This is a genomic window from Cobetia sp. UIB-001 (assembly GCF_044789135.1).
Taxonomy (GTDB): Bacteria; Pseudomonadota; Gammaproteobacteria; order Pseudomonadales; family Halomonadaceae; genus Cobetia; species Cobetia amphilecti.
Window position 1 is genome coordinate 3,834,160 of sequence record NZ_CP058244.1, and the last position, 20,872, is coordinate 3,855,031.

Here is a 20,872-nt window from a genome sequence, read left to right on the forward strand (position 1 = left end):
CATCAGCTTTTTCGTATGTATCGGCTCGCTTGACCTATGTGCAACACATAAGTCTTACACTGAGGGTCAGTCACGGAACATTGGCTGCCGACAGACCTTCAGGGCAGCCGAATGCTCTCTCCACCACTCTTGATCACCAGGAGATGATGCAATGAAAGTCGCTGAACTGGCCCGCGCGGGGGGCGTCACCGCCGAAACCGTTCGCCATTACACGCGCCAGGGGCTGATCACGGCCCGACGTGATCCCGTCAACAACTACCAGCGCTTCGATGAGCAGGCGCTGGTACGCCTCAAATTCATCAGTCAGGCACGCCAGCTGGGCTTCAGCCTTGCCGACATCAAACAGATTCTCGAGCAGGCGGACCAGCACGACTCGCCGTGCCCGCTGGTGCGTGACCTGCTGCGACAGCACCTGCCGAGAGTGCGCGAGCGCATTCGTGAGCTGGAAGCCCTCGCAGAGCGCATGGAGCATGCGCTGGATTGCTGGCAGGACCTGCCGGATGGCGTGCCGGACGGCAACAGCGTGTGCTGTCTGATCGAAGGCTTTCCGCAGGACATGCCCGACACCGCTTCCACTTCCAAACGCCGCGACGGGGGGCAATCATGATGACCACATCACTTCCCGAGACACGCCTTCTGCAGGCGCCAGGCATCCATTGTCAGGGCTGTGTCAGCAGGATTCGTCGTGCCTTGCAGGCGCAGGACCCGCAGGCCGAGTTGCTCGGCGCGCCTGACGCAGAGCTGTTGCTGATGCACAGCCAGCTGTCATCCACGGCACTGCAGGAAGTCGCGGACGACTGCGGCTACCCCCTCAAGGAGGAAGCCCTGCCGGAACGCGCCCATCACGATCTGTCGGTGTACGGCATGCACTGCCAGAAGTGCGTCGCCAGATTGCGCGAGGCCATCCAGCACTGGGATGACACCGCGCAAGTCAGTGGCACGCCGAAAGAAGACACTCTCGACGTGGACACCTGTCTGCCGCGCGGGCTGCTCGAGAGAATCATCCTCGAGACGGACTATTCACTTGAGGCCCCCGCCGAGGCGGATGAAGCTCAAGCCGCGCCGGCTGCTGATACGCCGGCCGTTGCGAGCAAGTCAGTCGCTGCGAACGCGTCAGGTACTGCAAACAAGGCAGCGACTGCGAGCCAGCCAGCCGATAGCGCAAGCGCCGAGTTCTCACTGTCCGGCGTCACCTGCGCCAGCTGCGTGGCGACGATCCAGAAGGCATTGGATGGCCTGGATGGAGTGGAGCAGGCGCAGGTCAACTTCGCCTCGCGCACCGCCCAGGTCACGAGCCGCCTCGCTCCCGACGAGATCGTCTCTGCCATCGAAGGCGTCGGCTACGGGGCAAGCCTGGTGGAAGACGCCCAGGCCGGTGAGCAGCAACAGCAAGAGGACGCCGATCAGGAATATCGCTCTCGTGTCCGTGACAGCGTGCTGTCACTGGGCATCGGCATCCCCCTGATGATCAGCATGTTCTTCCATCATCCCGGCTTCGAGGGGCTCGAACGCGGGGTGTGGCTGGCGATCGGCGTCGCCGTGCTGGGCGTGCTCGCCACGGCAGGACGCAGCTTCTTCACCAGCGCCTGGAAGGCCTTCACGCACCATCAGGCCAACATGGATACGTTGGTGGCGCTCGGTACCGGGGCGGCATGGCTTTACTCCATGGGCGTGCTGCTGTTTCCCGACAGCGTGCCCCCGGCGGCGCGCGGGCTCTACTTTGAAGCCTCGACCATGATCATCGGCTTGATCAGCCTGGGGCAGGCGCTGGAAGTCCGCGCCCGGGGCCGTACTCAGCAGGCGCTGCGCGCGCTGCTGGATCTGCAGACTCGCACGGCTCGCGTGATCCGCGACGGTGAAGAGCGCGAGATCGATATCAACGAGGTCCGCAGCGGGGACCAGGTGCGCATTCGCCCCGGCGAGCGCATCCCGGTGGATGGCCGGGTCATCGAGGGCCAGAGCCATATCGATGAATCGATGCTCAGCGGTGAGCCACTGCCCGTGTCACGCGGTATCGGCGACGAGGTAGCCGCCGGTACGCTCAATACGCGTGGCAGTCTGGTCTTCGAGGTCGAGCGCGTCGGTAGCGAGACTCGCCTGGGGCGCATCATCAGCCAGGTGCGTCAGGCACAGAATTCGCGCCCGCCGATCGGCCGGCTGGCTGACACCATCTCCGGCGTGTTCGTGCCCAGCGTGATGATCATCGCCATCGTCGCGGCGCTGGTGTGGTTCAACTTCGGGCCTGCGCCGACCGGCGTGCATATGCTGGTGGTCGCGACGGCGGTACTCGTCATCGCCTGCCCATGTGCGCTGGGTCTGGCGACGCCGATCTCGACCATGATCGGGGTCGGCAAGGCGGCGGAACATGGCGTGTTGGTACGCAGCGGTGAGGCACTGCAGACCGCCAGTCGCTTGACCGCACTGGTGGTCGACAAGACCGGCACCCTGACGCGCGGCAAGCCGGAAGTCACCGAGGTCTCGCTCCTCGAAGGGGAAGACGAGGAAGCCGTGCTGGATGCAGCATATGCACTGGAGCGGGGCTCAGAGCACCCGCTGGCCGCGGCACTGCTGGCACATATCGAAGCCAGACGCCCCGATGCCTCGCGCAGCAAGGCCTTCCATGACTACCAGACCATCAGCGGACGCGGCATTCAGGCTCAGGACGATGCAGGGTGCACCTGGCGCATGGGCAACGCTGCCATGCTGGAAGAGGCAGGTATCAGCCTGGCTCCTCTCAGCGAGCAGATCACGGCGCTGGAAGACAATGCGCGCACCCTGATACTGATGGCTCGCGACGATGAATTGCTCGCCGTCTTCGGCCTGGCCGACCCGCTGCGTGACGATAGCCGCGATGCCATCGCTCGCCTGCATGCCATCGGCCTCAAGGTGATCATGCTGACCGGTGACAACCCTCACACGGCAGCGGCCGTGGCGCGCGAGACCGGTATCGATGATTACCGTGCCGGCGTCTCACCGGATGACAAGCACGATGAGATCGCGCGGCTGCAGCAGGAGGGTCATGTAGTGGGCATGGTCGGCGATGGCATCAATGATGCGCCGGCGCTGGCGCTGGCCGATGTCGGCTTCGCGATGGGCGAAGGTACCGATGTCGCCATCGAGACCGCCGGTATCACGTTGATGCAGCCGTCGCTGGGCGGGGTCGCGGATGCGATCGCGATCAGCCAGGCCACCCTGCGCAACATCAAGCAGAACCTGGTGGGAGCCTTTGGCTACAACCTGATCGGCATCCCGATTGCCGCGGGCATCCTCTACCCCTTCACGGGCATGTTGATGTCGCCGGTAATCGCGGGGCTGGCCATGTCCTTGTCCTCGGTCACCGTCGTGACCAATGCCAATCGTCTGCGTCGATATACGCCCCCGAGTGCAGCTGGATCCGCAACGAGTAACCCCGAGAATACCGCCACCACCTCACAAGGAGCGTCAGCATGATCTGCATGGCCATCAATCTGCTAGGGCTCGGTCTGATCGCCGCCATTGTCTGGTGGTTCTGGCTCGCCAAGTCATGAAACGCACTCCAGGCCTTGCTCTATAGTCGCTGAAATCGAGCAAGATGATTGCACAAGACAATCGCGCAAGATCATCATTTCAAAGCCCTGTCACATCCTGTGTGGCAGGGCTTTTTCGTGACTGTGTCCTGACCAAAAGGGCTCCAGATAGCTCTCGCAAGACTCGCAACGATAGCGCTCATGGCATGCCGTCCGGTGGCTCCGAGACCCGTGTCACCCAACAGCACACGGGAGGGAAAGCAGCTGCCGCGAGGTCGTGTGGATAGCTCCTGCACTGCCGAATCTTGAGTTTTCCACAGCCGCTTTGCTCTTCTTTACCCCGAGCATCACTTCTTTACCCCGCTCGACCAAGGCGCCGAGAATGCAAAAACGCCCCTGCCACATCAGTGACAGGGGCGCTTCCTTTGAGCTTCTTTCTGCACAGCGGATCTGCTGACGTCTCTATGCGTGCCTTTCCACACATGTCACACATGGCTTATCCCACGCATGACCTTCACGCCTATGATTTTTCCTGCGCACAAAGAGAACCGCCCCTGCAGCAAGGCTGCAGGGGCGGTTCGGTATAAGTGCCTGACGATGACCTACTCTCACATGGAGAAACTCCACACTACCATCGGCGCTAAGCGGTTTCACTTCCGAGTTCGGCATGGGATCGGGTGGTTCACGCTCGCTATGGTCGTCAGGCGAAACGGTGGCATCTAGCGATGCCTGAGTCTCAAGGCTTGTGGCCTCGTGACTCGCAATATGAATCATGCTGACCGATATGTCTCGATCCTGTCGTAATCCCGGCGGTTTGCCTAAGCAAACCCCTTGGGTGTTATATGGTCAAGCCTCACGGGCAATTAGTACTGGTTAGCTCAACACATTGCTGTGCTTCCACACCCAGCCTATCAACCTTGTAGTCTTCAAGGGCCCTTCAGGAGGCGCAAGGCCTCAGGGAAGTCTCATCTTGAAGGGGGCTTCCCGCTTAGATGCTTTCAGCGGTTATCCCGTCCGAACGTAGCTACCGGGCAATGCCATTGGCATGACAACCCGAACACCAGAGGTTCGTCCACTCCGGTCCTCTCGTACTAGGAGCAGCTCTTCTCAAACTTCCGACGCCCACGGCAGATAGGGACCGAACTGTCTCACGACGTTCTAAACCCAGCTCGCGTACCACTTTAAATGGCGAACAGCCATACCCTTGGGACCGACTTCAGCCCCAGGATGTGATGAGCCGACATCGAGGTGCCAAACACCGCCGTCGATGTGAACTCTTGGGCGGTATCAGCCTGTTATCCCCGGAGTACCTTTTATCCGTTGAGCGATGGCCCTTCCATACAGAACCACCGGATCACTAGAACCTACTTTCGTACCTGCTCGACGTGTCTGTCTCGCAGTCAAGCACCCTTATGCTCTTGCACTCAATGCACGATTTCCAACCGTGCTGAGGGTACCTTCGTGCTCCTCCGTTACTCTTTAGGAGGAGACCGCCCCAGTCAAACTACCCACCATACACTGTCCTCGATCCGGATAACGGACCTGAGTTAGAACGCCAATGATGTCAGGCTGGTATTTCAAGGTTGGCTCCACCGCATCTGGCGACGTGGTTTCAAAGCCTCCCAGCTATCCTACACAGACAACATCAGCATCCAGTGTAAAGCTATAGTAAAGGTTCACGGGGTCTTTCCGTCTAGCCGCGGGTACACAGCATCTTCACTGCGATTTCAATTTCACTGAGTCTCGGGTGGAGACAGCGTGGCCATCATTACGCCATTCGTGCAGGTCGGAACTTACCCGACAAGGAATTTCGCTACCTTAGGACCGTTATAGTTACGGCCGCCGTTTACCGGGGCTTCGATCAAGAGCTTCGCGTGAGCTAACCCCATCAATTAACCTTCCGGCACCGGGCAGGCGTCACACCCTATACGTCCGCTTGCGCGTTTGCAGAGTGCTGTGTTTTTAATAAACAGTTGCAGCCACCTGGTATCTTCGACCGGTAAGAGCTTACGGAGCAAGTCCTTCACTCGAACCGGTGCACCTTCTCCCGAAGTTACGGTGCCATTTTGCCTAGTTCCTTCACCCGAGTTCTCTCAAGCGCCTTGGTATTCTCTACCTGACCACCTGTGTCGGTTTGGGGTACGGTCGCATGTGATCTGAAGCTTAGAGGCTTTTCCTGGAAGCGTGGCATCGATGACTTCCTGACCGTGGTCAGTTCGTCTCGCATCTCGACCTCAGAGGAACCGGATTTGCCTGATTCCTCGGCCTACATGCTTTCACCAGGACAACCAACGCCTGGCTCACCTAGCCTTCTTCGTCCCCCCATCGCAACCACATCCGGTACGGGAATATTAACCCGTTTCCCATCGACTACGCGTTTCCGCCTCGCCTTAGGGGCCGACTCACTCTGCTCCGATTAACGTAGAACAGAAAACCTTGGTCTTCCGGCGGGGGAGTTTTTCACTCCCCTTATCGTTACTCATGTCAGCATTCGCACTCGTGATACCTCCAGCAGACTTCTCAATCCACCTTCATTGGCTTACACGACGCTCCTCTACCGCTCATCCAGAGGATGAACCCGTAGCTTCGGTACCTGATTTAGCCCCGTTATATCTTCCGCGCAGGCCGACTCGACTAGTGAGCTATTACGCTTTCTTTAAAGGATGGCTGCTTCTAAGCCAACCTCCTAGCTGTCTGAGCCTTCCCACATCGTTTCCCACTTAATCAGGATTTTGGGACCTTAGCTGACGGTCTGGGTTGTTTCCCTTTTCACAACGGACGTTAGCACCCGCTGTGTGTCTCCCACGCTGCACTCACTGGTATTCGGAGTTTGCCTCGGGTTGGTAAGTCGGGATGACCCCCTAGCCGAAACAGTGCTCTACCCCCAGCGGTGATACGTGAGGCGCTACCTAAATAGCTTTCGAGGAGAACCAGCTATCTCCGGGCTTGATTAGCCTTTCACTCCGATCCACAGCTCATCCCAGCATTTTTCAACATACTTGGGTTCGGGCCTCCAATTGATGTTACTCAATCTTCACCCTGGCCATGGATAGATCGCCCGGTTTCGGGTCTATACCCTGCGACTGGTCGCCCAGTTAAGACTCGGTTTCCCTACGCCTCCCCTATACGGTTAAGCTCGCCACAGAATATAAGTCGCTGACCCATTATACAAAAGGTACGCGGTCACACCACGAAGGTGCTCCCACTGCTTGTACGCATACGGTTTCAGGATCTATTTCACTCCCCTCGCCGGGGTTCTTTTCGCCTTTCCCTCACGGTACTGGTTCACTATCGGTCAGCCAGGAGTATTTAGCCTTGGAGGATGGTCCCCCCATGTTCAGTCAAGGTTTCTCGTGCCCCGACCTACTCGATTTCACGTGACTCAGACTTCGACTACGGGACTATCACCCTGTATCGTCAAGCTTCCCAGCTTGTTCGTCTGTCAGTTGTCACGCTTAAGGGCTGGTCCCCGTTCGCTCGCCGCTACTTGGGGAATCTCGGTTGATTTCTTTTCCTCCGGGTACTTAGATGTTTCAGTTCCCCGGGTTTGCCTCTATAGGTTATGTATTGGCCTATAGATACTCACCTGATGGTGAGTGGGTTTCCCCATTCGGAAATCGTTGGGTCGCAGGGTATTTGCCACCTCGCCAACGCTTATCGCAGGCTATCACGTCCTTCATCGCCTCTGGCTGCCAAGGCATCCACCGTATGCGCTTAATCGCTTGACCATATAACCCCAAGGGGTCTGTCAAGGATTACGAATCTGTCGGACCTCTCCGACATATCGTTTGATAGACATGCGCTTGGCGCACACATCTATCGTCAGCATGATTCACATTGTTAAAGAGCGGCTGTTCAGAGAACAGTGAGAAGTCACACAACCTTCACGAGGAAGGCGATATGCTTGTCACTGTGGACTGTGCAGCGTTATCAGGTAGTAGAAGCTGAACCGGACTTTCATGGTGGAGCCAAGCGGGATCGAACCGCTGACCTCCTGCGTGCAAGGCAGGCGCTCTCCCAGCTGAGCTATGGCCCCAAAGTCGGCAAAACCGTGTCGACAAAAGCACGAAGCTTTTGGTGGGTCTGGGCAGATTTGAACTGCCGACCTCACCCTTATCAGGGGTGCGCTCTAACCAACTGAGCTACAGACCCGACACTACTACTCGATAAACTAACTTGATCAGGTAATTCGTTGTGAGCACTTGCCGCGAGCAGTAGACAGTGTCGATAAGGAGGTGATCCAGCCCCAGGTTCCCCTAGGGCTACCTTGTTACGACTTCACCCCAGTCATGAACCACACCGTGGTGATCGCCCTCCCGAAGGTTAGGCTAACCACTTCTGGTGCAGTCCACTCCCATGGTGTGACGGGCGGTGTGTACAAGGCCCGGGAACGTATTCACCGTGGCATTCTGATCCACGATTACTAGCGATTCCGACTTCATGGAGTCGAGTTGCAGACTCCAATCCGGACTGAGGCAAGCTTTATGGGATTGGCTCCACTTCGCAGTATTGCAACCCTTTGTACTTGCCATTGTAGCACGTGTGTAGCCCTACCCGTAAGGGCCATGATGACTTGACGTCGTCCCCACCTTCCTCCGGTTTGTCACCGGCAGTCTCCTTAGAGTTCCCGACATTACTCGCTGGCAAATAAGGATAGGGGTTGCGCTCGTTACGGGACTTAACCCAACATTTCACAACACGAGCTGACGACAGCCATGCAGCACCTGTCTCAGAGTTCCCGAAGGCACCAATCCATCTCTGGAAAGTCCTCTGGATGTCAAGGGTAGGTAAGGTTCTTCGCGTTGCATCGAATTAAACCACATGCTCCACCGCTTGTGCGGGCCCCCGTCAATTCATTTGAGTTTTAACCTTGCGGCCGTACTCCCCAGGCGGTCAACTTATTGCGTTAGCTGCGCCACTAAGTCCTCAAGGGACCCAACGGCTAGTTGACATCGTTTACGGCGTGGACTACCAGGGTATCTAATCCTGTTTGCTACCCACGCTTTCGCACCTCAGTGTCAGTGTCAGTCCAGAAGGCCGCCTTCGCCACTGGTATTCCTCCCGATCTCTACGCATTTCACCGCTACACCGGGAATTCTACCTTCCTCTCCTGCACTCTAGCCAAGCAGTTCCAGATGCCGTTCCCAGGTTGAGCCCGGGGCTTTCACACCTGGCTGACTTAGCCACCTACGCGCGCTTTACGCCCAGTAATTCCGATTAACGCTTGCACCCTCCGTATTACCGCGGCTGCTGGCACGGAGTTAGCCGGTGCTTCTTCTGCGAGTGATGTCTTTCCTCGGGAGTATTAGTCCCAAGGCGTTCTTCCTCGCTGAAAGTGCTTTACAACCCGAAGGCCTTCTTCACACACGCGGCATGGCTGGATCAGGCTTTCGCCCATTGTCCAATATTCCCCACTGCTGCCTCCCGTAGGAGTCTGGGCCGTGTCTCAGTCCCAGTGTGGCTGATCATCCTCTCAGACCAGCTACGGATCGTCGCCTTGGTGAGCCATTACCTCACCAACAAGCTAATCCGACATGGGCTCATCCGATAGCGCAAGGTCCGAAGATCCCCTGCTTTCTCCCGTAGGACGTATGCGGTATTAGCCTGAGTTTCCCCAGGTTGTCCCCCACTATCGGGCAGATTCCCATGCATTACTCACCCGTCCGCCGCTCGACGCCTCCTAGCAAGCTAGGATCGTTTCCGCTCGACTTGCATGTGTTAAGCCTGCCGCCAGCGTTCAATCTGAGCCATGATCAAACTCTTCAGTTGAAAGCTTGATAGTCTGTTAAGCAGACCAAACTTGGTTCAGAGTCAAACTTCTCGTGAGAGGCTTGCTCCGATATTTGGTGACCTTGTCACCACTCATCGGCAAGCGCTCACACGAATTACCTGATCAAATTTTTAAAGAGCGTCGCTGTTAAGCGAGGAGGCATATTCTACCCGGAACGCTTGAGAAGTCAAGCACTTGATGATGAGTCAGTCGACTGCCTCTAAGCATCATCAAGCGGTGAGGAGCGCTGCTCGATCACCTGTTCCGTAAGGAGTGCGGCGTATTCTAGCGAATCGCCCGGGATTGTCAATCGATGATTTCGAAGCGGGCTTCAAAAACATCAAGCAAAACAATCACCTGCAAATCTCTTTCACCGCTGGTAACGCCATGCGTCCCCGGCAGCGGATGCGTACTTTACGCAGGAATCGGTTTGATGGCAAGGGCTTTTTGGCCAGATATCCCTGTCAATGCAAACAAGCTCATGCAGGCACTGCGTGCTCCAGCATCAACTGCAGTGACTCTCTCCCCCGCCAGCGATTGCGCGACAACTTGTAAGCACACTTCAGAGAGGCCCCGACGCCAAATGCCGGTGAATCCCCCGGTGACAGCGCACGGAACCAGATCGCCTTGAGGCGCGTACGCCCGAGCGAGAGTTCCAATGACAGGTGCGTGCCATCGGCGCCTACCGGCCTGAGGCTCTCGACCAGGAAGCTGCCCTCGAAGAGAGGCGCCTCGAACTCACGCCCGAAGGGCGCAAGACGCTCGAGCTCATCCAACGTCTCCAGACTCAACTGCCCTTCCACCAGTTCACCATCACTGAGAATCAAGGGATTGAGCGCCCTCTCCCCCAACTGCTCCGCGGCAGCCTGTTGCAGGGCACGAGTGAAGGTATCCCTTTCCGTCAGCGGCAAGCCCACGCCGGCGGCGCCGCGATGCCCACCGAAGCGCGGCAGGCACTGCGGCGCGAGATCATGGGCGCGCTGCAACGCATCCCGCAGGTGCAATCCTTCGATGGAGCGCCCGGAGCCTGTCAACATGCCGGGCACCGCAGCTGGTGTCAGCACGACGGTCGGTCGCCCGAACTGCTGCACCAGGCGCGAAGCGACAATACCCTGCACCCCGGGATGACCATCCTCCAGATGGACCACGATCACCTGATGCCCTTCCCGCAAGGAGGTAAGCGCCAGGGCACGCGCCGACTCGACCATCTCGGCTTCGATCGCCTTGCGGGACTGGTTGTCCTGATCGAGCACTTCCAGCGCACGCTGCGCCGCGTCATCTTCCCGCGCCAACATGAAATGCAGCGCGGCGTACGGGTCATCCAGACGCGAGCGGGCATTGATACGCGGCCCCATCTGGAAGGCCAGCGTCTCGCCATTGAAGGGCACGCTATCCGCCCCGAGCCGTTCTGCCATTGCGCGCCAGCAGGGTTCCTGCATGCGGTTGATCAGCGTGAGGCCCAGATTGACCACCGCGCGATTGATCGCACTGCCCCCCAGTGACACACAGTCCGCCACCGTCCCCAGCGCCACATACGACAGCCACGGCGACAGCTTGGGGGCATCGCTCGGCAACCTGCCCTGCTCGATCAGGACATTGCGGGTCAGTGACATCGTCAGCCAGGCGACCATGCAGCCGGCAATGGTCGCGTCGGGATAGGCGCAGTCATCTCGCGTCGGATTGACGGTCGCGTAGGCGGAAGCCGGCGGCCCTTCCTGAGGCAACGCATGGTGATCCGTCACCACCACCTCTATCCCCGCCTCCTTGAGCAACGCCAGACGCGCCTCATCACTGGAGCCGCAGTCCGCGGTCACGATCAGAGACGGACGCGGTGACAGCGTCATGATGCGCTCGACCAGCGGCAGACTGATGCCATAACCATCATGGATGCGATGGCCGATCAGACTGTGCACGCGGTCGTAAGGCACATCGAACAGCTCGGTCAGCGTGCGCAACATCACCACATGCGAGGTGATGCCATCTACGTCATAGTCGGTGAGGATGCCGATATGCTCCCCCTCGGCGACGGCGCGCGCGATGCGCTCTGCCGCGCGCCGGCCATCGGCCAGCCGTTCGGGATGCTCGATATGCCGCAGCGCCGGCGTGACCAGCGCCTCCAGGGGGGCCTTGCAGCTCTCCAGCGTCAGGCGCCCTGCCAGCACACGCGCCTGCAATTCGCTGAGCCCGGTCGCGATGCCCTGCTGATAGAGACGCTCGTCACGCACGCGCGGCTGAATGACCCGCGCAATGCTGGCCGCAAGCGTGCGCTCGTCCGGACGGCTCATGGAGTCTTGAGAGAATGGGGGCGACACGGGGGAAGTGACAGACATGAAGAGCTCCTGACAAACGACATGGCCGTCATCTCGGCAGCGAACTGCAGACATGACGGCCATGAAAAGATGACTGCCGATCACCCCGAGCGGGCCAACCGGCAGTTGCTGCAATCACCCGCGGCGATTCTCGCGCACGAAGTCCTGCACTGCCGCCAACTCCGCCGGCAGTACGCTGTAACGCTCCTCGCGCTCCAGCAGGTCATGCAGATGCGGCGGCAGATCGACGCCAGCAAAGCCGGCACGCGCCACGGCTTCGGCAAACTTGGCCGGATGCGCCGTCGCCAGCGTGATCATCGGCGTCGCGCTATCGGTGCGGCAGACCTCAGCCGCACGATAGCCGGTTGCCGTATGCGGATCGAGAATCTCACCGGTGCGATGGTGCGCCTCACGGATGACCTCGAGGATCGTCTCGTCATCGACACTGTGGCTGGAGAACAGCTCACGCAGCTTCGCCAGCGGGGCATCCGCCAGTGCTGCCGGTTCCCGCGAGAAGTGCTCGAGCAGCTCACGGATCGCCTGACCATCGCGGCCATAGGCTTCGAACAGCAGGCGCTCGAAGTTGGAGGACACCACGATATCCATCGACGGTGCCAGCGTCGCCTTCAGCTCCTGACGCGAGAAGTCATTGGAGGAGATGGTGCGATGCAGGATGTCGTTGGCGTTGGTGGCGATCACCAGCTGGCGCACCGGCAGCCCCATGCGCGAGGCCAGATAACCGGCAAAGATGTTGCCGAAGTTGGCCGACGGCACCGTGAAGCTGACCTGACGCGCCGGAGCGCCCAGCGCCACACCGGCGGCCACGTAGTAGACGGTCTGGGCCATGATGCGCGCCCAGTTGATCGAGTTGACCGCGACCAGACGCGTGCCGTTCAGGAAGTCCTGATCGGCGAAGCTGGCCTTCACCATCGCCTGGGCATCATCGAAGTTGCCTTCGATGGCGATGTTGAAGACGTTGGGCGCCAGCACGGAGGTCATCTGGCGACGCTGCACTTCGGAGACACGGTTGTGCGGATGCAGAATGAAGATATCCACATGATCGCAGGCACGGCAGCCTTCGATGGCGGCAGAACCGGTATCACCGGAGGTCGCACCCATGATCACCGCACGCTCGCCGCGCTTGGCGAGGAAGTGATCCAGCAGGCGTCCCAGCAGCTGCAGCGCGACATCCTTGAAGGCCAGTGTCGGGCCGTGGAACAGCTCCAGCAGGTAATGGTTGCTGTCGAGCTGATTGAGCGGCACGACGGCATCGTGACTGAAGGTCGCGTAGGTCTCGCGCACGATGTCACGGAAGGTTTCGTCATCGATGGCGCCATCGACGAAGGGCTTCATGACACGGAAGGCGATTTCCGCGTAGGACTCACCGGCCATCGCCGTCAGCTCTTCGGCGCTGAACTGCGGCAGGGTTTCCGGCACGTACAGGCCGCCATCGCTGGCAAGCCCCGTGAGAACCACATCTTCAAAACCGAGCGCCGGCGCCTGGCCGCGCGTGGAGATATAACGCATGTCGTGTCTTCCCGTGGCTCTTGCCACCGTTATGATTCTTGCTCTTCCGGCCTGCGCCGGCTGCCCAGCGGGGCGGTGCCATCACCGTCGATAGCCCCGCCCCGTTTGCCCGCGATCAGGCGTTGTCGTCGAGATCCTCGACACGAATGCGCACCACGGAACCGGCGACATCCACCAGCGCTTCCAGCTGGCGAATCGCTTCATTCATGTGCAGTTCGCGCGCACGGTGCGTGAGCAGAATGATCGGCACCAGCTCCCCTTCGGTGGCTTCCTTCTGGATGATCGCCTCGATGGAGATGCCCTGCTCGGAGAGGATCGACGCGACACGCGCCAACACGCCCGGGCGGTCCACTGCGTGCAGACGCAGATAGCAGGCCGTCTCGATCTCTTCCATCGGCAGGATCGGCAGGGTGTCGCCGTGCTGATTGATCTCGGCGAAGGCCAGATACGGCACACGGTAGCGGTGGTCGGTGGCGATATCGCGCGCCACGTCGAGCAGGTCCGCGACCACGGCAGAGGCCGTCGGCTCGGCACCGGCGCCGGCACCGTAATAAAGGGTCGGGCCGACAGCGTCGCCCATCACCTCGATGGCATTCTTGACGCCATGCACATTGGCCAGCAGACGTCCCTTGGGAATCAGCGTCGGATGCACGCGCAGCTCGAGGCCCTTGGCCGTGGCGCGGGTGATGCCCAGATGCTTGATGATGTAGCCCAGGTTATCGGCCTGCTCGATGTCCTCGGCCGTGATGCGCGAGATGCCTTCGGTGTAGGCCTTGTCGAACTGCAGCGGCACACCGAAGGCGATGGAGGCCAGGATGGTCAGCTTGTGCGCGGCATCGATGCCTTCGACATCGAAGGTCGGATCGGCTTCGGCATAGCCCAGCGCCTGCGCCTCGGCCAGCACGTCCTCGAAGCTGCGACCTTCATCACGCATCGCGCTGAGGATGAAGTTGCCGGTGCCGTTGATGATGCCGGCCAGCCACTGGATGCGGTTGGCCCCCAGGCCTTCACGCAGCGACTTGATGACGGGAATGCCACCGGCCACTGCGGCTTCGAAGGCCACCATCACGCCCTTCTCAGCCGCGGCACGGAAGATCTCGTTGCCGTGGACGGCGATCAGCGCCTTGTTGGCGGTCACGACATGCTTGCCGTTGGCGATGGCTTCCATCACCAGCTGATAGGCGACATCGTAGCCGCCGATCAGCTCGACCAGCACATCGACCTCGGGATTGCGCGCGACCTCGAAGATGTCATGCGTGCGGCTGACGCCGGTGATATCGCAGTCAGGATTGTCGCGTCGTGCGCCGACCTGTTCGACGATGATCGGGCGTCCAGCACGACGCGCAATCTCATCGGCATTGCGAATCAGCACGTTATAAGTGCCGCCGCCTACGGTCCCTAGACCACAGATTCCTACTTTCACCGGTTTCAACGTCGCTTTCCTCTCTTGTTACGGTATCCAGCCTTGAGGGCCGCGCCACTGTCAGCGACGGCCTTGCCGATCTCACGTCGGTCTATTATCCAGACATCCTGCACGTACGTCTGTCGTGACCACGGTAGCAAGGCAGGACGCCCTGTCAACGCGCAGTCTTGTCGCCTGTGGCTCAGTCATCAATGCCCAGCATGCTGGCAAGACGCTCCACCGGCAGGTAGCCCGGCACCATCTGGCCATCCGGCATCACGATGGCCGGGGTACCCTGCACCCCCATGCGCGTGCCCAGCTGATACTGGCTTTGCACCGGCGCATCGCAGCTGGCCGCCTGCTTGGGCACTTCGCCTTCATTCTTGATCTGGTTCATCGCCTCGGTGGGATTGTCCGCACACCACACCTGCGCCAGCTCACGCGCGCCCTGCGAGCGCATGCCACCGCGCGGGAAGGCCAGATAGCGCACTTCGATGCCACGTGCATTGAGCTCCGGCACTTCCTGGTGCAGCTTGCGGCAATACGGGCAGGTGGTATCGGTGAAGACACTGATCACCGCCTTGACCTCACCCGCCGGGCGGAAGATGACCATATCATCTTCACTGACCTCGGCCAGCAGCTCGAGGCGCTCGCCATTGGCCTTCTGCTCGCTGAGATTGACCAGCCCCTTGTCGCCATCGTTGCGGTACATCTCACCCACGATCAGATGCTTGCCGTCGATATCGGTAAAGAAGCTCTCGCCACTGGTCAGGCGCACCTCATAGAGGCCGTCGATGGGGCTTGAGGCCAGTGATTCGACCGGCAGCGGCTGGCCATTGACGACGAGCTTGTCGCGCAGATCATCCAGCGCATCAGCCTGGGCCAATGGCGCCACAAGCGTCAGCATGGCGCCGGCGCTCAGGAGGCGGATCGCACGGGACAGGGCCTGCGGACGACGGAAAGACTTGCTCATCAAACACTCCTTGGCGTCCGCGCGCAGAGGGAAGGACACTCAGCCACGCGGATGATGTTCGGCATGCAGACGCTCCAGACGCGCCTGGGCCACATGGGTATAGATCTGGGTCGTGGAAAGATCACGATGTCCCAGCAACAGCTGCACGACACGCAGGTTGGCACCGTGATTGAGCAGGTGCGTGGCGAAGGCATGGCGCAGCGTATGCGGTGACAGAGGCTTGCTGATGGCCGCAGTCACGGCGTGACGCCGGATGCGATGCCAGAAGGTCTGTCGCGTCATGGCCTTGTCGTGTCGGCCGGGAAACAGTGCCGGGCGCGTCTGGTCGGCCATCATCGCAGGTCGGCCAACGGACAGCCAGCGTGACAACCAGTCACAGGCCTCCTCGCCCAGCGGCACCAGCCGCTCACGATCGCCCTTGCCGGTGACACGCACGACGCCCTGGCGCAGATTGAGCGCATCGACACTCAGGTTGACCAGCTCGCTGATGCGCAGGCCCGCTCCATAGAGCACTTCGAGCATGGTGCGGTCACGCAGCCCGATGGGCGTCTCGAGATCCGGCGCCTCCAGCAGGCGCTCGACCTCCTCCTCATCCAGCGTGCCCGGCAGGCTGGGAATCACGCGCGGCAGGCGCACCTCATGCAGCGGGTCCGCCTCGATCATGCCTTCGGCCAGCGCCCAGCGATAGAAGCGCCGCAATGCCGACAGCAGACGCGCCGTAGAGCGCAGCGCATGCGACTCACGCCGCGAGTCACAGAAGGCCTGCACCTGCTGCGGTGCCACGCTCAGCAACGGCAGCGTGTCAGCGCCCGTCTCCGCCTGATCGGCCAACCAGCACCGCCAGGCCGTGAGATCACTGCGATAGGCGCCGAGCGTATTGTCACTGGCACCCCGCTCTAGCCACAACGTATCGAGAAAGGCCTCAACCAACACATCGTCGTCCATCATTCCCGCTTCCCCGTCCTCAATGACGTGCCATCCGCGCTCGCCGTGGCCGTCATGTACCGCGGCACCGGGCCTGCGTGAGCCTCGATTCTACCGTGATGCCCTGACGATGAAATGAACCCGCTGCAAGTCACAGCGGATTTCCCTGGTGCACAAACACGAAGACCCCGCCATGCGATGCATGGCGGGGTCTTCATATGGCGGAGGAGCAAGTGGCAATTCGCTCCCCCGCAGTACTGCCGAGTTCTGCAGTCAGGGAATGCGGAGCGCTTAGCCCAGCTTTTCCTTGATGCGTGCAGACTTGCCGCTACGCTCACGGAGGTAGTACAGCTTGGCCTGACGGACGTCACCACGACGCTTGACGTCGATAGCGGCAACCTGCGGGCTGTAAGTCTGGAAGGTACGCTCGACGCCCACACCGTGGGAGATCTTGCGGACGGTGAAGGCGGAGTTCAGACCGCGGTTACGCTTGCCGATCACCACGCCTTCGAAGGCCTGCAGACGCTCGCGAGTACCTTCGACGACCTTGACCTGGACGACGATGGTGTCGCCCGGTGCAAAGGCCGGGATTTCCTTGGCCATCTGCTCGTTTTCGATCGCCTGGATCAGTTTATTCTTGCTGCTCATCGCTAGCTCCAAATTCGTTAGCATCAATCCTGGGATTGATGTTCGTCATGACCCCGGCACCGCAAACGGCCTTGAACACGGGGATCGACCTTGTGTGTGACGCGCCACGGAACTCCCGCAAGATGACTCCGGGCCGTGCCGCACCTCCGCCACGGTGGCGGCCTTCTCCTGACAGCGAACCTTCGGTTCGCAGCGGTCAGGCCTTGCCTTTCCGGGCGTGCTGCGCGATGAACTCGTCGAGCAGCTTGCGCTCCTCACGAGTCAACGTGCGACTCTCCAGCAAATCCGGACGCCTGAGCCAGGTACGTCCCAGAGACTGCTGCAACCGCCAGCGCTTGATCAGGGCATGATTGCCACTGAGCAGAACATCCGGCACCCGCTTGCCGTCGATGACTTCAGGGCGGGTATAGTGCGGACAATCGAGCAGGCCATCGGTGAAGGAATCCTCCTCCGCGCTGGCTTCATGCCCGAGTACGCCCGGCACCAGGCGTGCCACCGTATCGATCAGGACCATGGCCGGCAGTTCCCCGCCAGACAGGACGTAATCGCCGATCGACCACTCCTCATCGATCTCCTCTTCCACCACGCGCTCATCAATGCCTTCATAGCGTCCGGCCACCACGATCAGACGCTCTTGCGTCGCCAGTTCGCGGGCACCGGCCTGATCCAGCTTGCGGCCTTGCGGGGAGAGATAGATCACACGAGCGTTATCACCGCCAGCGGCGCGGGCGTCACGAATGGCGCCACGCAGGGTCTCGACCTTCATCAACATGCCGGGACCACCGCCGTAGGGACGATCATCGACCGTACGGTGCCTGTCGGTGGCGTAGTCGCGAGGATTCCAGAAATCGACCTCGAGCAGGCCCTTGTCGACCGCTCGGCCGGTCACGCCACTGGCGGTAATCGCCGTGAACATTTCCGGAAACAGGCTCACTACACCAATCCACACAGGCGTCAGCTCTCTGTGCTTAACATCAGAATTCGGGATCCCAGTCGACGCTCATGCGCCCAGTGGTGAGATCCACATCGCGAACCACCTGATCGGGAAGGTACGGCACGAGCCGTTCCTTCTCATCGATGCTGTCGTCGTTCGGCTTTATCACCAGAACGTCGTTGGCACCGGTTTCCATCAGGGTGCTCACTTTCCCGAGGCGCTGGCCATCCAGCGTTACCACCTCGAGACCTTCCAGTTGATGCCAGTAGTACTCACCGACTTCCAGCTGCGGCAGGTGCTGCTTGGGCAGGAGAATCTCCGCCCCGGCCAGCTCCTGTGCTGCTTCGCGACTGTCGATACCTTCGAGCTGTGCCACCAGGCCCTTGCCATGGCGACGTGCCTGAGCGAGGCGGGCAGGAATCTGCTTCCCGTCCAGCTTCAGCATCCAGCCAGCGTAATCGAAGATGCCGTCAATCGGGCTGGTGTAGGAATACACCTTGAGCCAGCCTTTGACGCCATAGGGGCTGGTAAGCTTCCCCATTACCACGACATCATCGTCATGCGATGACGCTGCGGTCGGCTGCGGGTTGTTCGGTTGAGTAGGCATCCTGGAATCAAGCCTGCTGCTTGCCAGCTTCCTTGATCAGCTGAGCGACACGGTCAGAGACCTGTGCGCCCTGCTGCTGCCAGTGAGCGACGCGCTCGAGATCGACGCGCAGACGCTCTTCCTGGCCGCGAGCGACCGGGTTGAAGAAGCCGACGCGCTCGATGAAGCGGCCATCACGGGCTGTGCGGGAATCAGCCACAGCGAGGTGGTAGAAGGGACGCTTCTTGGCGCCACCACGTGCCAGACGAATGGTAACCATTGCGTAATCTGTCCTTCGTGTTGAAGTGAAAATCGTGCCACAGAACTCGTCTTCGCATGGAGGGTCCACACGAAGAGGCGACATTCTACGGAAATTGGCAAGCCTTGGAAACCTTTTTCCAAGGCCATACACACGCTCCGCGACACGGGACGTGCCACGGAGCGCAATTCCTGGTGTCAGCGCCCATGTCTCATCAGCGCTGCATCGGGCATCGGGTCAGCAATCAGCGACGCGGGAAGCGTCCGCCGCCCATGCCGCCGGGGCCACCCATACCGCCCATGCCACCCATACCGCCGGGGCCGCCAGGACCACCGCCACCGCCCATCATGCCGGACATGCCACGCATCATCTTCTGCATGCCACCTTTCTTGCCGGCCTTCTTCATCATCTTGGCCATCTGCTTGTGCTGCTTGAGCAGACGGTTGAGGTCCGGCACCTGGGTACCGGAGCCCATGCAGATGCGGCGCTTGCGCGACCCGTTGATGAGGTCGGGGTTGCGGCGTTCCTTGGGCGTCATGGAGTTGATCATCGCCTCGAGCTTGCCCAGCTCCTTCTCGCTGGCCTGGCTCTGGGCGACTTCCGCCAGCTGACCCATGCCCGGCAGCTTGGACATCAGACTGCCCATGCCACCCATGTTCTTGAGCTGCTGGAGCTGGTCACGGAAGTCCTCGAGATCGAAGCCTTCGCCTTTCTTGACCTTGCTGGCCAGCTGCTCGGCCTTGCTCTTGTCGACAGTGCGCTCGGCTTCCTCGATCAGCGACAGCATGTCGCCCATGCCGAGGATGCGCGAGGCGATACGGTCCGGGTGGAAGGGTTCGAGGGCGTCGACCTTCTCCCCCATGCCCATGAACTTGATCGGCTTGCCGGTAATGTGACGCACGGACAGGGCCGCACCGCCACGCGCATCACCGTCGGCCTTGGTCAGCACGACACCGGTCAGCGGCAAGGCTTCATGGAAGGCCTTGGCGGTGTTGGCGGCATCCTGGCCGGTCATCGCATCGACGACGAACAGCGTCTCGTCGGGATTGACGCTGCGGTGCAGGGCGGCGATCTCGTCCATCATGTCGGCATCGACATGCAGGCGACCGGCGGTATCGACCAGCACCACGTCGTGGAACTGGATACGCGCGTGCTTCATCGCCGCTTCGGCGATGGCCACCGGCTGCTGGGAGGAGTCGGAGGGGAAGAAATCGACCCCGACTTCCTTGGCCAGCGTTTCCAGCTGGTCGATGGCGGCCGGACGATAGACGTCGGCCGAGACCACCAGCACCTTCTTCTTCTCGCGCTCGCGCAGGTAGCGTGCCAGCTTGGCGACGGTGGTCGTCTTGCCCGCACCCTGCAGGCCTGCCATCAGAATGACGGCCGGACTGCCCTTGAGCGTCAGACCTTCATTGGCTTCGCCCATGATCGCTTCCAGCTCCTGCTGGACGATCTTGACGAACTGCTGGCCCGGCGACAGGCTCTTGGACACTTCCTGACCGACGGCACGTTCGCGCACTCGCTCGATGAAGGCCTTGACCACCGGCAGCGCGACATCGGCTTCAAGCAACGCCTTGCGCACTTCGCGCAGGGTGTCCTTGATGTTGTCTTCCGTCAGCTTGGCCTGGCCGGTAATCGACTTCAGCGTATGCGACAGGCGATCACTCAAACTTTGAAACATGGGCCTCTCCGGCTAGGGACGTCTGGGGTCCGCGCTGCGGGGACGAGGGCGTAAGCCACCTCGTGACCGGCGCACGGCATGACGCCCCAGCGCGTGAATGGTTATCCTGTCGCGCATTATACGCACAGGGCGGCCGTGTCTCCATGCATGCAAGGCTTGCAAGTCGCCATCCTGGCGATGACATGTATGAAGGAAGCAGCGCCGACAATCGTCATGCAATGCGGAGTCTGTCGCCGCGCAGGCCTCATCGCCCGCGAGAGCACGCGACAGGACACCGCGAGTGGATGCAATCCCGGCGGCGCATTCGGTATAGTCTCTGCAGATAGACAGTGCCTCAAGCGAGGCCTGATCTC

Annotated in this window: 12 protein-coding genes, 2 tRNA genes and 3 rRNA genes; 2 read left to right on the top strand and 15 right to left on the bottom strand. The window is 60.6% G+C overall.

Going from position 1 to position 20,872, the window contains the following annotated elements; translation table 11 throughout:
* Nucleotides 1-151: 151 nt before the first annotated feature.
* Both HA399_RS15825 and HA399_RS15830 read left to right on the top strand, forming a co-directional pair.
* Nucleotides 152-607, top strand: a complete 456-nt coding sequence (locus HA399_RS15825; protein ID WP_043337156.1) for a MerR family DNA-binding protein — start codon at nt 152-154, stop codon at nt 605-607.
* Nucleotides 604-3,450 (top strand): heavy metal translocating P-type ATPase, encoded by a 2,847-nt coding sequence (locus tag HA399_RS15830; RefSeq protein ID WP_404325479.1) that lies wholly within the window; start codon nt 604-606, stop codon nt 3,448-3,450. The genes HA399_RS15825 and HA399_RS15830 overlap by 4 nt, the downstream gene beginning before the upstream one ends.
* A 645-nt stretch (nt 3,451-4,095) precedes the next feature.
* On the opposite strand, the gene rrf is transcribed toward HA399_RS15830, so the two are convergent.
* From rrf to ffh, 15 genes are all read right to left on the bottom strand, one after another.
* A 5S ribosomal RNA gene (rrf, locus tag HA399_RS15835) occupies nt 4,096-4,211 on the bottom strand.
* 137 nt (nt 4,212-4,348) lie between these two features.
* Nucleotides 4,349-7,234 (bottom strand): 23S ribosomal RNA (locus tag HA399_RS15840).
* A 232-nt stretch (nt 7,235-7,466) separates the two neighbouring features.
* Nucleotides 7,467-7,542: transfer RNA gene (locus HA399_RS15845), tRNA-Ala, on the bottom strand.
* Between the two features lie 39 nt (nt 7,543-7,581).
* A tRNA-Ile gene (locus tag HA399_RS15850) sits at nt 7,582-7,658 on the bottom strand.
* 76 nt (nt 7,659-7,734) lie between these two features.
* Nucleotides 7,735-9,275 (bottom strand): 16S ribosomal RNA (locus HA399_RS15855).
* The 16S, 23S and 5S rRNA genes sit together here with 2 tRNA genes alongside, the layout of an rRNA operon.
* Nucleotides 9,276-9,755: 480 nt before the next feature.
* Entirely contained in the window at nt 9,756-11,561 is a 1,806-nt protein-coding gene (locus tag HA399_RS15860) for a DHH family phosphoesterase (protein ID WP_404326997.1), read from the bottom strand.
* 159 nt (nt 11,562-11,720) lie between these two features.
* Complete coding sequence (thrC, locus tag HA399_RS15865) at nt 11,721-13,112, bottom strand: threonine synthase (RefSeq protein ID WP_043336430.1); 1,392 nt, start codon at nt 13,110-13,112, stop codon at nt 11,721-11,723.
* Nucleotides 13,113-13,227: 115 nt separating this feature from the next.
* Nucleotides 13,228-14,544: a homoserine dehydrogenase gene (locus HA399_RS15870; RefSeq protein WP_225347368.1), complete on the bottom strand. Its 1,317-nt coding sequence runs from the start codon at nt 14,542-14,544 to the stop codon at nt 13,228-13,230.
* 172 nt (nt 14,545-14,716) lie between these two features.
* Nucleotides 14,717-15,487 (bottom strand): DsbC family protein, encoded by a 771-nt coding sequence (locus HA399_RS15875; RefSeq protein WP_043336436.1) that lies wholly within the window; start codon nt 15,485-15,487, stop codon nt 14,717-14,719.
* Nucleotides 15,488-15,526: 39 nt separating this feature from the next.
* Nucleotides 15,527-16,432, bottom strand: a complete 906-nt coding sequence (xerD, locus tag HA399_RS15880; RefSeq protein ID WP_404326998.1) for a site-specific tyrosine recombinase XerD — start codon at nt 16,430-16,432, stop codon at nt 15,527-15,529.
* Nucleotides 16,433-16,702: 270 nt separating this feature from the next.
* The gene (gene rplS / locus HA399_RS15885; protein ID WP_043336437.1) at nt 16,703-17,059 is read right to left on the bottom strand and encodes a 50S ribosomal protein L19; all 357 of its coding nucleotides are present in this window, start codon (nt 17,057-17,059) and stop codon (nt 16,703-16,705) included.
* A 196-nt stretch (nt 17,060-17,255) separates the two neighbouring features.
* A complete protein-coding gene (trmD, locus tag HA399_RS15890) occupies nt 17,256-18,008 on the bottom strand; it encodes a tRNA (guanosine(37)-N1)-methyltransferase TrmD (RefSeq protein WP_043336440.1) in 753 nt (250 codons plus the stop codon).
* Nucleotides 18,009-18,033: 25 nt separating this feature from the next.
* A complete protein-coding gene (gene rimM / locus HA399_RS15895) occupies nt 18,034-18,600 on the bottom strand; it encodes a ribosome maturation factor RimM (protein ID WP_082388946.1) in 567 nt (188 codons plus the stop codon).
* A 7-nt stretch (nt 18,601-18,607) separates the two neighbouring features.
* Complete coding sequence (gene rpsP, locus HA399_RS15900) at nt 18,608-18,859, bottom strand: 30S ribosomal protein S16 (RefSeq protein WP_043336448.1); 252 nt, start codon at nt 18,857-18,859, stop codon at nt 18,608-18,610.
* A gap of 223 nt (nt 18,860-19,082) precedes the next feature.
* Nucleotides 19,083-20,519: a signal recognition particle protein gene (ffh, locus tag HA399_RS15905; protein ID WP_054557273.1), complete on the bottom strand. Its 1,437-nt coding sequence runs from the start codon at nt 20,517-20,519 to the stop codon at nt 19,083-19,085.
* Nucleotides 20,520-20,872 lie beyond the last annotated feature (353 nt).